This is a genomic window from Rothia nasimurium, from assembly GCF_928381415.1.
GTDB lineage: Bacteria > Actinomycetota > Actinomycetes > Actinomycetales > Micrococcaceae > Rothia > Rothia nasimurium_H.
Map to the genome: position 1 here is coordinate 89,707 of NZ_CAKMSF010000004.1, position 16,312 is coordinate 106,018.

Annotated in this window: 12 protein-coding genes; 10 read left to right on the forward strand and 2 right to left on the reverse strand. The window is 60.7% G+C overall.

Annotated elements, in window-relative coordinates; genetic code table 11:
• Positions 1 to 8: 8 nt before the first annotated feature.
• From carB to L7A20_RS05785, 8 genes are all read left to right on the forward strand, one after another.
• Positions 9 to 3,314, forward strand: coding sequence for a carbamoyl-phosphate synthase large subunit (carB, locus tag L7A20_RS05750; RefSeq protein WP_237222724.1), 3,306 nt, complete (start codon positions 9 to 11; stop codon positions 3,312 to 3,314).
• Positions 3,314 to 4,156 carry an orotidine-5'-phosphate decarboxylase gene (gene pyrF / locus L7A20_RS05755; RefSeq protein ID WP_237222725.1) on the forward strand — a complete coding sequence of 281 codons (843 nt, stop codon included), beginning with the start codon at positions 3,314 to 3,316 and terminating at the stop codon, positions 4,154 to 4,156. Before carB ends, pyrF begins: the two co-directional genes overlap by 1 nt.
• A gap of 242 nt (positions 4,157 to 4,398) precedes the next feature.
• Positions 4,399 to 4,713 (forward strand): integration host factor, actinobacterial type, encoded by a 315-nt coding sequence (gene mihF / locus L7A20_RS05760; RefSeq protein WP_237205257.1) that lies wholly within the window; start codon positions 4,399 to 4,401, stop codon positions 4,711 to 4,713.
• 8 nt (positions 4,714 to 4,721) lie between these two features.
• Positions 4,722 to 5,297, forward strand: coding sequence for a guanylate kinase (gmk, locus tag L7A20_RS05765; RefSeq protein ID WP_237222726.1), 576 nt, complete (start codon positions 4,722 to 4,724; stop codon positions 5,295 to 5,297).
• A gap of 155 nt (positions 5,298 to 5,452) precedes the next feature.
• Complete coding sequence (gene rpoZ, locus L7A20_RS05770; RefSeq protein ID WP_423817080.1) at positions 5,453 to 5,839, forward strand: DNA-directed RNA polymerase subunit omega; 387 nt, start codon at positions 5,453 to 5,455, stop codon at positions 5,837 to 5,839.
• 13 nt (positions 5,840 to 5,852) lie between these two features.
• Positions 5,853 to 7,151 (forward strand): bifunctional phosphopantothenoylcysteine decarboxylase/phosphopantothenate--cysteine ligase CoaBC, encoded by a 1,299-nt coding sequence (coaBC, locus tag L7A20_RS05775; protein ID WP_237222727.1) that lies wholly within the window; start codon positions 5,853 to 5,855, stop codon positions 7,149 to 7,151.
• A 5-nt stretch (positions 7,152 to 7,156) separates the two neighbouring features.
• Positions 7,157 to 8,362 (forward strand): methionine adenosyltransferase, encoded by a 1,206-nt coding sequence (metK, locus tag L7A20_RS05780; RefSeq protein ID WP_237222728.1) that lies wholly within the window; start codon positions 7,157 to 7,159, stop codon positions 8,360 to 8,362.
• A 14-nt stretch (positions 8,363 to 8,376) separates the two neighbouring features.
• Positions 8,377 to 10,461: a primosomal protein N' gene (locus tag L7A20_RS05785; RefSeq protein WP_237222729.1), complete on the forward strand. Its 2,085-nt coding sequence runs from the start codon at positions 8,377 to 8,379 to the stop codon at positions 10,459 to 10,461.
• 52 nt (positions 10,462 to 10,513) lie between these two features.
• Here the strand turns inward: L7A20_RS05785 and L7A20_RS05790 are convergent, their stop codons facing one another.
• Positions 10,514 to 11,626, reverse strand: a complete 1,113-nt coding sequence (locus tag L7A20_RS05790; protein WP_237222730.1) for a glycosyltransferase family 4 protein — start codon at positions 11,624 to 11,626, stop codon at positions 10,514 to 10,516.
• A gap of 1 nt (position 11,627) precedes the next feature.
• On the reverse strand, positions 11,628 to 12,545 hold the full coding sequence (locus L7A20_RS05795; RefSeq protein ID WP_237222731.1) for an alpha/beta fold hydrolase: 918 nt from the start codon (positions 12,543 to 12,545) through the stop codon (positions 11,628 to 11,630).
• Between the two features lie 233 nt (positions 12,546 to 12,778).
• Here L7A20_RS05795 and leuS point away from each other — a divergent pair, with 233 nt between their 5' ends.
• Together leuS and L7A20_RS05805 are read left to right on the forward strand one after the other, a co-directional pair.
• Entirely contained in the window at positions 12,779 to 15,217 is a 2,439-nt protein-coding gene (gene leuS, locus L7A20_RS05800; protein WP_237210454.1) for a leucine--tRNA ligase, read from the forward strand.
• Between the two features lie 125 nt (positions 15,218 to 15,342).
• Positions 15,343 to 16,251, forward strand: coding sequence for a DegV family protein (locus L7A20_RS05805; RefSeq protein WP_237193805.1), 909 nt, complete (start codon positions 15,343 to 15,345; stop codon positions 16,249 to 16,251).
• The last annotated feature ends 61 nt before the right edge of the window (positions 16,252 to 16,312 follow it).

Genomic DNA, 16,312 nt, shown 5'->3' on the forward strand with positions numbered 1-16,312 from the left:
ACCGAACCATGCCGAAGCGTAACGATCTCAACTCAATCCTCGTCATCGGTTCTGGCCCGATCGTCATTGGTCAGGCCGCCGAATTCGACTACTCGGGCACCCAGGCCCTGCGCGTTCTCAAAGAAGAAGGCGTGCGCGTCATCCTGGTCAACTCCAACCCGGCCACTATCATGACCGACCCCGAGTTTGCCGATGCAACCTACATCGAACCGATTACCCCCGAGGTCATCGAAAAGATTATTGCCAAGGAAAAGCCCGACGCCATTCTGCCCACCCTCGGTGGCCAGACCGCCCTCAACGCGGCTATCTCCCTCGATGAGCAGGGCATTCTCGACAAGTACGGCGTAGAGCTCATCGGCGCCAACATCGAAGCTATCAACCTGGGCGAAGACCGCGAAGCCTTCAAGGGCGTCGTCGAGCGTGCTGGCGGCGAATCTGCCCGCTCTGTCATCGTGCACACCATGGAAGAAGCCCTCGAAGCCGCCAAGGAACTGGGCTACCCCATGGTAGTGCGCCCCTCCTTCACCATGGGCGGCCTGGGCTCGGGTATGGCCTACAACGAAGAAGACCTGCACCGCATCGCCGGTGCCGGCATCCAGTACAGCCCCACCAGCGAGGTCCTGCTCGAAGAATCCATCCTGGGCTGGAAGGAATACGAGCTGGAAATGATGCGAGATAAGAACGATAACGTGGTTGTCGTCTGCTCCATCGAAAACTTCGACCCCGTGGGCGTCCACACCGGTGACTCCATCACCGTAGCCCCCGCCCTCACCCTCACCGACCGCGAATACCAGAAACTTCGCGACATCGCCATCAACGTGATTCGCGAGGTCGGCGTTGACACCGGCGGCTGTAACATCCAGTTCGCCATCGACCCGGCAACCGGCCGCGTCATCGTCATCGAAATGAACCCCCGAGTGTCCCGCTCGTCCGCCCTGGCGTCTAAGGCAACCGGCTTCCCGATTGCAAAGATCGCCACAAAGCTCTCCCTGGGCTACACCCTGGACGAGATCCCCAACGACATCACCCAGAAGACCCCGGCATCCTTCGAACCCACCCTCGACTACGTCGTGGTCAAGGTTCCCCGCTTTGCCTTCGAGAAGTTCCCGGCAGCGGACCCCACCTTGACCACCACCATGAAGTCGGTGGGCGAGGCCATGGCCCTGGGTCGCAACTTCACCGAAGCCCTGCAGAAGGCCATGCGCTCCATGGAGCAGAAGGGCTCAACCTTCCGCTTCGACAACCCCGAACTCGGTGCGGACGAACTGGCCGCCCTGATTGAGCAGAGCAAGACCGCTACTACCGACCGTATCTTCCAGGTCCAGCGAGCCCTGCTGGCTGGTGCTACCGTCGAGCAGATGTACGAGGCGACCGCCATTGACCCCTGGTTCCTCGACCAGCTGGTGCTCCTCAACGAGGTTGCCGCAGAAATCGCCGCCTCTAAGACCCTGGACGAGCGCACCCTGCGCCTGGCCAAGCGTCACGGTTTCTCCGATGCGCAGATCGGTGAGATTCTTGGCATGAGCGAGGCAGTAGTGCGCGGTATCCGCCACGCCCTGAACATCCGCCCCGTCTTCAAGACCGTCGACACCTGCGCTGCCGAGTTTGAGGCCTTCACCCCCTACCACTACTCTTCCTACGACCAGGAGGACGAGGTGGCCCACCACGAGAAGCCCTCGATCATGATTCTGGGCTCCGGCCCCAACCGTATCGGCCAGGGTATCGAGTTCGACTACTCCTGCGTGCACGCCTCCATGGTGCTGCGCGAGGCCGGTTACGAGACCGTCATGGTCAACTGCAACCCCGAGACCGTATCAACCGACTACGACATCTCTACCCGCCTCTACTTCGAGCCCCTCACCCTGGAAGACGTGCTCGAAATCGTTGAGGCTGAGCGTCGTACTGGTGGCCTGCTAGGCGTCTTTGTGCAGCTCGGTGGCCAGACCCCGCTCAAGCTGGCCCAGGAACTCAAGGCCGCTGGCATCCCGATTCTGGGCACCTCACCCGAGGCTATCGATCTGGCTGAAGACCGCGGCGAATTCTCCCGCGTGCTGGAAGAAGCCGGCCTGATTTCCCCCAAGAACGGCACCGCCTACACCTTCGAGAACGCCAAGAAGATTGCGGACGAAATCGGCTACCCCGTGCTGGTGCGCCCCTCCTACGTTCTGGGCGGACGCGGCATGGAAATTGTCTACTCAGAGGCCCAGCTGGCCCGCTACCTAGAGAACGCGACCGAGGTTTCCCCCTCCCAGCCCGCTCTGATTGATAAGTTCCTTGAGGACGCCGTCGAAATCGACGTCGATGCTCTCTTTGACGGTGAAGAGCTTTACCTGGGCGGTGTCATGGAGCACATCGAAGAGGCCGGTATTCACTCGGGCGACTCTGCCTGCACCCTGCCCCCCATCACCCTAGGCCCGGACGTCATCGAGCAGGTCAAGGAGGCAACCTACAAGATTGCCGCCGGCGTGGGCGTACGCGGTCTGATCAACATTCAGTTCGCTGTAGCTTCTGAAATTCTCTACGTGATTGAAGCTAACCCCCGCGCCTCTCGTACCGTTCCCTTTGTTTCGAAGGCAACCGGTGTGCAGATGGCTAAGGCAGCGGCTCTAATCGGTACCGGCAAGACCATTGCAGATCTCAAGGCCGAAGGCTACCTGCCCGCAAACATGGACGGCGCCACCCTGCCTGCCGAAACCGCCATCGCGGTCAAGGAAGCTGTGCTGCCCTTCAGCCGCTTCCGCACCCCCGAGGGCATCGTGGTTGACTCCCTGCTCGGCCCCGAAATGCGTTCAACCGGTGAGGTCATGGGCCTGGATCGCCACTTCGATACCGCTTTCGCCAAGGCTGAAGCGTCTGCAGGTTCTAAGCTGCCGACCGAGGGTAAGGTCTTCGTTTCTGTAGCTAACCGCGACAAGCGCAACTCCATCATCTACGTGAAGATGCTGCAGCAGCTGGGCTTCGAGATTGTCTCCACCGGCGGTACCGCAGACGTTCTGCGCCGCAACGGGGTGGAGTCCCTGGTTGTTCCCAAGATTGCAGAAACCAAGGACGGGGAGCGCTCCATCGTTGATATGGTGCGCGATGGCGACATCGACCTGATTTTCAACACCCCCTCCGGCGGACAGGCTCGCGGCGATGGCTACGAGATCCGCGCTGCTGCCACCTCGGTAGGCTGCCCCGTGATGACCACCGTCTCTGAATTCGGTGCAGCCGTTCAGGGTATTAACGCCCTGCGCGAATACAGCTGGGACGTCATGAGCCTGCAGGAACACGGCGCCTCCATTGAGGCTGCCCTGAAAGCTCGGGAGGCCTAATGTCACGCGGTTTTGGTGATCGCCTGGCTGCGGCCATGGGGGAGAAGGGGCCCCTCTGTGTGGGCATTGACCCCCACCCCGCCCTGCTCGATGCCTGGGGGCTGCCCGACACCGCGGCGTCCTTAACCACCTTTGCCTCGACCGTACTTGAGGCCTGCGGTCGGGTAGCCGCAGCCCTCAAGCCCCAGGTGGCGCTCTTTGAGCGCCACGGTTCGGCGGGTCTCGCTGCCCTCGAGCAGCTGCAGCGGGATGCTGCGGACACCGGTGTTCTGGTTGTTGCCGACGCCAAGCGCGGCGATATCGGCTCGACCATGGCAGCCTATGCGGACGCCTGGCTGGGGGAGACCTCACCGTTGGGCACCGATTCAGTGACCCTGAGCCCCTACCTGGGTTTTGAGTCCCTCCGCCCTGCTCTAGACCTCGCTGACCGCAATAACCGAGGTACCTTCGTTCTGGCACTCACGTCTAACCCCGAGGGTCAGACAGTTCAGCATGTGGGTGGAAGTTCATCGGTGGCATCCCTCATTATTGAGGCAGCTCGTTCTGAGAACGATCAGCGTCAGTGGGAAGCGATGGGTCCCTGCGGTCTGGTGGTGGGAGCAACCGTAGCAGACGCCTTGAAGAAGCTAGAGATTGACCTCTCAACCTTCAACGGCCCTATCCTGGCACCGGGTTTCGGTGCTCAGGGAGCTACGGCACGTGATCTCTACACCGTATTTTCTGGTATTGAGAGCCAGGTTCTAGTCAATTCAAGCCGCGGTGTGCTGGCTGCAGGTCCGTCCGCTCCTGGGCTACGACTAGCCGCCGAAAAGGCTCGTGACGTGCTTGTAAACGCCCGGTAGCGTCTTTACCAACAAGAAATGGTGGGAATTTGAAACAATTCCCACCATTTTTCTTTAAAAAAGGTTACCGCTGGGTAACTATCTTCCATAACCGTTTCTGACATGCTATTTTGTAATTGTTGGTTCGCAAATAGATAAGCAACAACCCCCAAGAGTGAGCGAAGCTGCTCGGTTGCCTGTTTATTCCAGCACACCCCACCCCCTTTTGCCTCACACGGCATCTCGCACAGAAGGATTAGAACATGCCTCTTCAGCCTCTCACCGAAGAACAGCGCGCAGCAGCCCGAGATAAGGCCAAGAAGGCCCGGGTCGCCCGCGCCGAAATCAAGGACGCCGTTAAGAACAAGCAGATTACTATCGCAGAAGTTCTCAAGCGCGCCGAAACTGACGAAGCAGTCGCTAGACTGAAGGTAACCGACCTGCTCACCTCCCTGCCGGGTGTGGGCGAGGTTCGTACCGAGAACATTTTGAACGAACTGAACATTGCTGCGTCCCGCCGTCTGCGTGGTCTTGGTATCCACCAGCGTAAGGCACTCATCAATCTTCTTGACCGATAAGGGAAACCATGGCTGAACAGACCGCCGCACCTAAACTGACCGTGCTAGCTGGCCCCACCGCCGTTGGCAAGGGAACCGTTTCTGCTTACATTCGTGAGCACTACCCCGAGGTGTGGTTCTCTGTCTCCGCCACTACCCGCGACCCCCGTCCGGGCGAAGAGGACGGCGTGCACTACTACTTCGTCTCAGACGAAGAGTTTGAGTCGATGGTAGAGAATCGCCAGATGCTGGAATGGGCCACCGTGCACAACTCCTACAAGTACGGCACGATTCGCTCTATGGTGCAGAAGCAGCTGGACGCCGGTAAGCACGTCCTGCTTGAAATTGACCTGCAGGGTGCACGTCAGGTCCGTAACGCTATGCCCGAAGCGCAGCTCATTTTCTTGGCTCCTCCCAGCTGGGACGAACTGGTATCCCGCCTCATTGGCCGCGGCACCGAATCTCCCCAGGAGCAGGAAGCCCGCCTGGACACAGCCAAAATTGAGCTGGCTGCTGAGCCCGAGTTTGATTACACCGTCATCAATGAAACCGTGGCAGAAGCGGCTGAGGAAATCGTGCGCCTCATGGGTGCAGACCGCTCATAGCCTCTGCGCCTGCTAGGGCGGCGGTTTAGGGGAATATCACCCCTGCACCGTCGCCCTTTTGCGTGACAAAAAATCGGTTGACCGATAGTATAGGTAGAGTTTTATGCCACCGGTAGCGCCGGTGGTGAGCAAGCATAGTTAAGATGGAGTCTTACGTGGCAAACGCACACAACGATGAAGGTATCATCAATCCCAGCGCAGACGCTCTGATCCAAAAAGCTGAGTCGAAGTACGGTCTGGTGATTTTTGGTGCTCGCCGTGCTCGCCAGATTAACGCCTACTACTCACAGCTTCACGAGAACCTGTACGATCACGTTGGCCCCCTGGTAGATTCTGAGCCCAACGAAAAGTCGCTCTCTGTGGCTATGCGTGAAATCAATGAAGGCCTCATTGAGGCCCGCCATATTACCGATGGCCAGTTCGATGAAAACGGCACCCTGCTGCACGACGAAGAGCCCAGCGCCTTCCTGGCCGGTGGCGATTTCTACATCGACGAGCCTTTCGTTGAGTACGTTGACGCTGAAGACGCAGATCAGGCCTAATCTGCAGTAGCTCATGCGAGTTGTTATTGGCATTGGAGGGGGCATTGCTGCCTATAAGGCGGCAATGCTCCTTCGTCTTTTTGGTAAAGCCGGGCACGAGGTTATAGCCGTGCCCACCGAAGCTGCCCTCAAATTTGTAGGTCAGCCCACCCTTGAAGCTCTGAGCGGCAACCCCGTATCGGTGGATGTTTTTGAGCGGGTTCCCGAGGTCAACCACGTTCGCCAAGCTGAAGAGGCTGACGCTGTTATTGTCGCCCCGGCAACGGCTGACCTCATGGCCCGTTTAGCGGCAGGGCGGGCAAATGACCTGCTGACCGCAACAGTACTCACCACGCATGCCCCGGTAATTCTTGCACCGGCTATGCACACTCAGATGTGGGAGCATCCGGCTACCCAGGCCAACGTAGCGACCCTGAAATCCTATGGCTACCACGTCATCGAGCCTGCCGTGGGCCGTCTGACCGGCCCCGACTCCGGTGTGGGGCGCCTACCTGAACCCGAGGATATATATGCCCAGGCTCTAGCCCTTTTGGGCTGGGACCAGGACGCCGCGGGGGAGAGCCAATCGGTTGAGGCAGGTGAGCTCCCCCTAGCTGGGCAGCGCCTGCTCATTACAGCTGGTGGTACCCGCGAAGCGCTTGACCCGGTACGCTTCTTGGGCAACCGCTCTTCGGGAAAGCAGGGGATCGCACTGGCTACCGCAGCCAGCGAGCTCGGCGCCCAGGTACACCTCATCGCAGCTCATGTGGAGGTTGAGATACCGGGTAACTTGCACAGGGTCACCCGGGTATCAAGTGCCCTACAACTGCGTGAGGCCGTGTTTGAGCACCTAGCAGCCTCAGACGTCCTGATCATGACGGCAGCGGTAGCCGACTTTAGGCCGGCTGACTATGTTGGTACCAAGATTAAAAAGACGGACGACCCCGCCCAGGATCCTGTCATACAGCTGGTCCGTAACCCCGACGTCCTCAAAGAAGCTGTGCTCTACCGCCAGAGCAGCCCTCAGCAGAGCCCCCACACCATTGTCGGTTTTGCTGCTGAGACCGGGGACGCCACCACCAGCCCAATCGAGTATGGCCGAGCGAAACTGGCCCGCAAGGGATGCGATTACCTGGCTGTGAATACCGTCAGCGAAACCCAAGGCTTTGGCGCAGAAGATAATGCCATCACCCTGCTATCGAGTAAGGGCGGGCGTGAGGTAAGCCTGCAGGGCAGCAAGCTTGACGTCTCCCGTGCAATGCTTCGTCATATAGCGCAAGAATTCAACAATCATTCACCAAGTAGCCCCGATGGGCCGAGAGAAGTACAGTAAAAACCGTGACAGAAAAAAACCATCTTCGTTTATTCACCAGTGAGTCCGTCACCGAGGGCCACCCCGACAAGATTTGTGACCAGATCTCGGACTCTATTCTGGATGCCCTGCTGACCGTAGACCCCCTCTCTAACGTGGCAGTTGAGACCCTGGTAACCACCGGCCAGGTCCACGTAGCTGGCGAGGTAACCACCAACGGCTACGTTGATATTCCCAGCATTGTTCGCAAGACCATCTTGAACATCGGCTATAACTCCTCAACCCACGGCTTCGACGGCGAATTCTGTGGCGTTTCGGTTTCGATTGGCGAGCAGTCACCCGACATCAATTCGGGTGTCTACAACTCCCTCGAGGCCCGCCAGGGTACCGCCAGCGACGACCTGGACCGCCAGGGCGCGGGTGACCAGGGCATCATGTTCGGTTACGCCACCAACGAGACCGAAGTGCTCATGCCCGCTCCCATCTACGTTGCCCACCGCCTGGCTGAACAGCTGACTAAGGTACGTAAGGACGGCACCCTGCCCAACCTGCGCCCCGACGGCAAGACCCAGGTAACCCTGGGCTACGACGATAACTTCAAGCCCGTCATGATCGACACTGTAGTTGTATCAACCCAGCACACCGCTGATTACGACCTGGACCAGCTTGCTGCCGATATCAAGCAGTACGTGATTGAACCTGTTCTAGCCAGCTTCGACTTCGACTCGTCCAAGGCTAAGTTCATCATCAACCCCGCAGGTCGCTTCGTTCAGGGTGGCCCTGTAGGTGACGCTGGCCTGACCGGACGCAAGATTATTGTGGATACCTACGGCGGCATGGCCCGCCACGGTGGTGGTGCCTTCTCGGGCAAGGACCCCTCAAAGGTAGACCGCTCAGCTGCCTACGCGATGCGCTGGGTTGCCAAGAACATCGTTGCTGCCGGCCTTGCCGACCGGGCAGAGGTCCAAGTTGCCTACGCTATCGGTCAGGCCGCCCCCGTAGGAATCTACGTTGAGACCTTTGGCACCGAAAAGGTTGAGATTTACAAGATTGAACAGGCTATCCGTGAGGTCTTTGACCTGCGCCCGCTGGCCATTATCCGTGACCTGGAGCTCCGCCGTCCTATCTACGCCAAGACCGCAGCTAACGGCCACTTCGGACGTGAAGACCGCGAGTTCACCTGGGAACGCACCAACCGCGTGAGCGAACTCAAGGCGGCCGTAGGCCTCTAAGCTAAAATGTCTGTATGACAACGGCACCCACCCCCGAATCCCTGCAACCAGATTTGTTGCAGGGATTCGATATACCCGATGCGCACCTGGTCGGCTCCACGGCAGCCGAGGACGCTGCGGTGCAGCTGCCGATTGCCCGCGTGCACATCGACACCCACGTGCCCCACCTCGATAGGCTCTTTGACTACCGGGTGCCAGCGGCTCTTGATGAAGAGGCCCAGCCCGGGGTACGGGTGCGGGTTAAGTTCGGAGGGCGGGAGGTTACCGGCTGGCTGCGGGAGCGGGTAGAACATTCGGACGCCCCCGCCCGCCTGGTACCCCTGCACAAGGTGATTTCGCCCCTGCCTGTTGTTACCCCTGAAGTCTTTGAGTTAGCTGACGCCCTAGCGGAGCGCTACGCGGGGCTGGTGCCCGATGTGCTCCGCCTGGCTGTGCCCCCGCGGGTTGCTAGCGTTGAGAAAGCTTTTATAGAGGCCGAAGACCCGGCTGAAGCGCCCATTCCAGACTGCCCCGACCTCACCGGCTTTACCGACTATGCCCAGGGGGCTGAGTTCTGTGAGGACCTACTTGCTGGCCACCAGACCCGGGCGGTGATGGCCGTGCTGCCCTCCCACCCTGAACGGAGCTGGGAGCAGCTGCTGGCGTCCGCCCTGGTCGCTACCGCCTCCACCGGCAGGGGAGCCCTAGCCGTGGTGCCAGACCATAAGAGCCTTGACCGACTCACAGCCGCCCTCGAAGAACTCGTAGACGAGAGCGCCTTCGTGCGGTTGACCGCCAACGATAAGCCCACCCCCCGCTACCGCAGTTATCTGAAAACCCAAAGCGGCCAGGTGCGTATCGTGATCGGTACTCGTTCAGCCGCCTACGCTCCCGTAGCCAACCTGGGGCTGGTTGCCTGCTGGGACGACGGGGACTCTTCCCTGGTTGAGCAGCGGGCCCCCTACTGCCAGGCCCGTGACGTTCTTCTGCTACGAGCCACCCTCGAAAAGGCAGCGGCCCTCTTCATGGGCTATGCGGTCTCTAGCGAGGCTGCCCGCCTGGTCCGCACCCGCTGGGCTAGCTTCCTGGGGGCGGACAGAGCCCTGGTCAGGTCTTTTACTCCCCGGGTCATGCCCACCGGCGACGACTATCAGCTTGCCCGCGACCCCCTGGCAGCTATTGCCCGCATACCCCACCAGGCTTTCGCCGTAGCCAAGGACGCCCTCGCTACGGGGCCCGTGCTAATCCAGGTGGCCCGTGCCGGCTACATCCCCGCCCTGGCCTGCCAGCGCTGCCGCATGCCCGCCCGCTGCGATAACTGTCGCGGCCCCCTGACCCAGCCCACCGGGGGAAGTGCCCCCCAGTGCGGCTGGTGCGGCCACCTGGCCCACCACTGGCACTGTCTTGACTGCGGGTATAACCGCTGGCGTACCGGTATCGCCGGTGCCCTGCGAACCGCAGAAGAACTGGGCCGGGCATTCCCAGGCGTCCCGGTGATCACCTCCAGCGGCGAGAACATCAAAACCAGTATCGGCCCAGAACCGGCCTTGGTCATTGCCACCCCCGGCGGCGAACCGGTAGCTGAGGGCGGTTATGCAGCCGCCCTGCTGCTCGATGCCGACCGGATGCTGCAGTTCGACTCCCTGCGCGCCCCTGAAACCGCCCTTCGGCGCTGGCTCAACGCGGCAGCCCTGGTGCGCTCCTTTGCCGTGGGCGGCCGCGTCGTCACCACGGCCAGTCCCTCGGCAGCTCTTGAAGCCCTGGTGCGCTGGGACCCCATGGGCTTTGCCCTCTGGGAGATGGACGAGCGTGCCGAGATTGGCCTGCCCCCGGCCGTCCGCACCGCCGCCATTACCGGTAGTGAGCGTGCCGTGCAGGTCTTTTTGGAGGCTATTACCCTGCCCGATGAGGCCCGCGTCAACGGCCCCATGCCCCTGGCCGATTCAACCGGCTACTACGAGGGGGAGGTCGACAGCGACCTCTACCGCGCCATTATCTTCTTCCCCTATGCCGTGGGTGCCAAACTCACCCACCACCTGCGCTCTATCAAGGCTTCACTAGCTGCCCTGAAAAAGAGCGAGCCCGTGCAGATACGCTGCGACGGGCTCGATATCCTCTAGGTCTGCTCGGTGACCGGGGCAGCTGGGGCAAGCGCCTGAGGCGGTTAGGTTTCTACTGCCGATGCAGGGAAGAGGCCAGTTCCAGCAGGGTGAGGGCGCTCTGTTCCCAGGTGTAGCGGGCGGCGTCCGCAAGACCGTTCACAATGCTGGTCTGCTGGACTTGCCGGTCTTCTAGGTCGCGCACCGCCTGCGCAAAGGCAAAGGGGGAGCTGGTCTCAGCAAAGCGGGCTGAAGGGGCAATTTCCCGGAAAATCGGGATATCCGACAGCACCACGGGGCAGCCCGCCGACTGGGCCTCCACCACAGGCAACCCGTAGCCTTCTTCCCTCGAGGCGGTGAGCAGGGCGGCGGCGGTGCGGAGCAGCTGGCGGTAGTCTTCATCGCTGGTTCCCCCGTGGAACACCACGTTTTCTCCCGCGAGAGGTGCAAGTTCTTCCAGGCGCGCCGGGGCTGCCTTGGAGAGTAGGTGCAGGCGGTAGTCCGGCAGGAACTTCATGGCCTGCAGCAGGGTTTCAACGTTCTTGTAGGGCATGAAAGAGCCCATGTAGATCAGGTCTTGAGTGCGCGCCGGGGCTAATTCGAGCGCCTGCTCCTGGGTCACAAAATCCTTAGCCTGGGGGGCATTGGGTATCACCGTGATGGGGTTGGTGGTCAGCTCGTGCTCCCGCATCAAAGCCGCCGTGGTCTGCGAGACCGTAGCGACGGCGTCCGCCCGGTTCAGCAGGTAGCGCTGGGGTGCGTAGGTGGTGTGGAAGACCCGCCAGCCCAGCTGAACCGGCAGGGGGAGGAAGCCCGGCGGCGTGGGGTGGGAGTAGTAAATCAAATCGTGCAGGGTCAGGATCAGCTTGAACTGCCTGCCCAGCCCGCCCAGTCCGATGGTTTGCATGGGCGAGAAGACCACGTCGGGTAAGTAGCGGTTGAGCTGCAGGGCGGCGGTGGGTTCCAGAGCGGACGTCGGTGCACAGATGTGCACGTAGGGCAAGTCGGGGAGCATCTCAAGCTGACGTTCATCGCTGATGACCATGGTGAGCTCAAGGCCATCTGGAAGTCGCCGGTCGCCGGCGTCCGCTAGCTCCTTGAGAGCAAAGAGTAAGGACGCCGTGTAGCGGCTAATGCCGTCGTGAAAACCGATACGGGTATAGCGGGCATCGATAAAAAGTTTCATGCTACCTGCCCTCCTTCAGGTCTTGGACGTGGAAGTCAGCAATTAGGGAGGCAGCCCGTAGGGGAGTTTCGTAGTGAATCAGATGGCCGACCTCTGGAATGATATCGAGCCGCCCCAGCTGGAGTTTCTTAGCCATGGCCTGCTGGAATTCCAGGGTGCCCAGGTCGTCCTTTTCTGCAACGATCAGCTGAACCGGCAGGGGCAGGGCCGGGGTGAAGTCGGCTGCGGTGGAACTGATAGAAGCCCGGTAGGCCTGTAGAACCGCCTCGCGGGAGGCAAAGGCACCGAAGTAGGCATCGTGCTGGCCGTTGATGAACCGGCGCAGGGCGGGGTCGTGATTTTTCATCATGAACTCACTGCTCAATCTGGTCACCAGGCGGGAACGCAGCAGGGCAAAGCCCAGGGAAGCAGGTAGGGCAGCTCCCGCACCGTAGTAGAGCTCAGCCAGGCGACTCATCACCTTTTGGTCACCCTCAAGGGCAGGCTGGCAAATGGGGTTAATCAGGGTCAAACGCTCTACCAGGTGGGGGCGCACCAGGGCGGTATAGGAGCTTACAATCGACCCGAAAGAGTGACCCACCAGGTGCACCGGGCTGCCCACAGCGGTCTCAATGAAATCAACCAACCAGGCAGCATAGGTACTCACCGTATGCTCAGCGCCCTCAATCGGGGCAGTTTTGCCGAAGCCCGGTAAATCAGGAATATAGACACAAAAATCTTTCAGACCGGCTGCAATGATTTCCAGGCCGTGGTGATCTCCCCTAAACCCGTGTACCAAAACCAGGGGAGCGGCGTCCTGATTCCCATACACCCACCAGCGACTATAGGTGCCACCGACCCAGCCCTCATGGCGAGTCCCAGCAGGAACCTGCCGAGGTACCGGCTCAAACACATCGCTAGGGTGGGGGCTTGCAGACATCCTGACTCCTTCTCTCTACCCCCACCACTGTACCGCCTCACCGGACGCTTCTCAGAGGGTAAACCGCAACCGGGCAAAGCTGGCCCAAGCGCGGTACACTAGGAAGCAAACTATTGACAGCTCAGACTCGTGCGCGCCCAAAAAGCGCAAGCACCACTCGACAGACAGGAAACACGGTGACTGCTGAGGTAGAACCTACCGAACAGAACGAAACCACCTGGGACTTCCGCTCCATGGAAGCCAAGTGGCAGCCCTACTGGGAAGAAACCAAGGTTTTTGAACCCACCAACGAAGAAGGCAAGGAAACCCGCTACGTAGCGGACATGTTCCCCTACCCCTCCGGCGACCTCCACATGGGCCACGCCGAAGCCTTCGCCATTGGCGACGTCACCGCCCGCTTCTGGAAGCAAAAGGGCTACGATGTGCTACACCCCATCGGCTGGGACTCCTTCGGCCTGCCCGCAGAAAACGCAGCCATCAAGAACAACACCCACCCCAAAGAGTGGACCTACAAGAACATCGAGACCCAGGCCGGCTCTTTCAAGCGCTACGGCATTATGACCGACTGGTCCCGCCGCCTGCACACCTCTGACCCCGAATACTACAAGTGGACCCAGTGGCTCTTCCAGCAGTTCTACAAGAAGGGCCTGGCCTACCGTAAGTACTCCCAGGTTAACTGGTGCCCCAAGGACCAGACCGTGCTGGCCAACGAGCAGGTTGTCAACGGCGAGTGCGAACGCTGCCACACCCCCGTGACCAAGAAGTCTCTGAACCAGTGGTACTTCAAGATCACCGACTACGCCCAGGAACTGCTGGACGACATGAAGGAGCTGGAGGGCCACTGGCCCGACCGCGTGCTGGCTATGCAGCGCAACTGGATCGGCCGCTCCGAGGGTGCCGAGGTTACTTTTGAGGTTGAGGCTGCCGGTAACAAGCCCGCCACCACCGTAGACGTCTTCACCACCCGCCCCGATACCCTCTACGGCGCAACCTTCTTCATCGTGGCAGCCGACGCCGACCTGGCCCTCGACCTGGTAACCGACGACCAGCGGGAAGCCCTGGAAGCCTACCGCGAAGAGATCAAGGTTCTATCGGATATCGACCGCCAGTCCACCGACCGTGAGAAGACCGGTGTTTTCCTGGGCCGTTACGCCATCAACCCCCTGACCGGCGATAAGCTGCCCCTGTGGGCCTCGGACTACGCCCTGGCTGACTACGGCACCGGTGCGCTGATGGCGGTTCCCGCCCACGACCAGCGCGACCTGGACTTCGCCCGTAAGTTCGACATTCCTGTCATCACCGTTCTCGACACCGGTGAGGACGACCCGGCAGAAACCGGCGTCGCTACCACCGGCGATGGCGTGCACATCAACTCCGGCCCGCTGGATGGCCTGAACAAGGCTGACGGCATCTCAAAGGCCATCGAGATTCTTGAAGAGAAGGGTGTAGGCACCGGCAAGGTCAACTTCCGCCTGCGTGACTGGCTGCTCTCCCGCCAGCGCTTCTGGGGCTGCCCCATCCCCGTCATCCACTGTGAAGAGCACGGTGAACAGCTGGTTCCGGAAGAGCAGCTGCCCGTCCTGCTCCCCGACAACCTGGCCGGTGAAGACCTGGCACCCAAGGGCCAGTCACCCCTGGCAGCTGCTACCGACTGGAACACCGTTCCCTGCCCCGTCTGCGGTAAGGACGCCAAGCGCGACTCAGACACCATGGACACCTTCGTGGATTCCTCCTGGTACTTCCTGCGCTACGTCTCACCGAATTACGACCAGGCTATCTTCGACCCCGAGCAGATGAAGAAGTGGAACCAGGTCGATATGTACGTCGGCGGTGTTGAGCACGCGATTCTGCACCTGCTCTACGCCCGCTTCTTCACCAAGGTCATCCGCGACCTGGGCCTGATTGAACACTCTGAGCCCTTCAAGGCCCTGATGAACCAGGGCCAGGTGCTCAACCAGGGTAAGGCTATGTCCAAGTCACTGGGTAACGGTGTTGACCTGGGCCAGCAGCTCGATAAGTTCGGCGTCGATGCCGTCCGCACCGTCATGGTCTTTGCCTCCCCGCCCGAGGACGATGTCGACTGGGCCGACGTTTCCCCCGCAGGTATGCAGAAGTTCCTGGCCCGCGCCTGGCGCGTTGCCCAGGACGTCACCAGCGAGATGGGGGCGGACGGCGCAACCGGCGACGCTGCCCTGCACAAGCTGGTGCACCGCACCGTTCACGACGTCGATGCCCTGGTAGAGAACGGCAAGTTCAACGTTGCCGTGGCCAAGACCATGGAGCTGGTCAACGCTACCCGCAAGGTCATTGACTCCGGTGCAGGTGCTGCCGATCCGGCCGTCCGCGAGGCTGCTGAGACCATCGCCATCCTGCTCTCCCTCTACGCCCCCTACACCGCAGAAGACGCCTGGCACCTGCTCGGCCACGATACCCCGGTACTGACCGCGGGCTGGCCTGAAGTTGACCCGGCCCAGCTGGTAGACGATACCGTCACTGCAATCGTGCAGGTCAAGGGCAAGGTCAAGGACCGCCTGGAGGTCGCCAAGGATATTTCTGAAGCCGATCTAGAGGCCCTGGCTCTGGGGTCAGAGGCCGTTCAGCGAGCCCTGGGCGACGCTGAAGTACGCAAGGTCATTGTGCGTGCCCCCAAGCTGGTCAACATTGTGATCTAGCGAGATCTAGATAGAGATCATCGGGTGCTCCTTCCATAGCGAGGGGCACCCGATTTTTCTATCTTTTGGGTGATTGCTATGGACTGAGTCACTCCAAGGGCTTGGCTAGGCGGTAGAGTAGTGAGGTGCGTTCTATAGCCCTGGTCACCGATTCATCTGCTGCCCTGCCCGCCGCTACCCTTGAAGAGCTCAAGGCCGAAGGCGGGTTTATTCTGGTTGACCTACCGGTCACCGTGGGCGACCGTGCTTTGAATGACCTACCGGCCGATCAGATAGATGCCGCTATCGCTTTAGCTCACGTTCAGGGGGAGCAGGTGCTGACCTCCGGCGTTGCGCCGGGTACCCTGGTGGACGCCTACGAGCAGCTGGCAGCCCAGGGCTACACTGCGATTATCTCGGTTCACTTATCGGGGGAGCTGTCGGGTACCTGCGATGCGGCCCGTTTAGCGGCGCAACTGGTCGATGTGCCGGTGGTGGTGGTTGACTCGCTCAACTTGGCGATGGGGCTGGGGGAGCCCGTGCTCCGCCTGCACCGCCTCCTTACCCGCGAGCAGGACTTAGAGCAGGCTACCGCTGTAGCCGAGGAGCTCTGTGCTTCTACCGAGCTCTTTTTCTTTATCCCTACCTTGGACGCTCTTAAGCGGGGCGGACGCGTCAGCCCCGCTCTAGCTATGGTGGGCCAGATGTTTCAGATTCGGCCTGTGGCTACCGTGCTCGATGGCAAACTGCACTACGTTGAGCGCCCCCGCACTACAGCTAAGGCGATTGAACGGCTTGCAGCTTTGACCGAACAGGCCAGTGCCGAGCGGGCCGGTGAATTACCGCTAGATGTGCCGCTGAAGGATAGGGAGTCAGCCAACCTGCTCAGGCGCCAGGGGCAGGTGGTTGCCATCCATTACAGCGGTAATGAGGAACAGGCGCGGGAGTTTCAGCAGACCCTGGGGTCTATCGCCTCTGGGGCCGTGCTGACGCCCCTGCCCCCGGTGCTCTCTGCCCATGCGGGCTTAGGGGCCCTGGCAGCCGTTATTTTCTAGAGTTATGTTCACGATGGTGCAGAGACCCTGTGGATAGGGGCCTGAGTCGCGTCATCTTGTG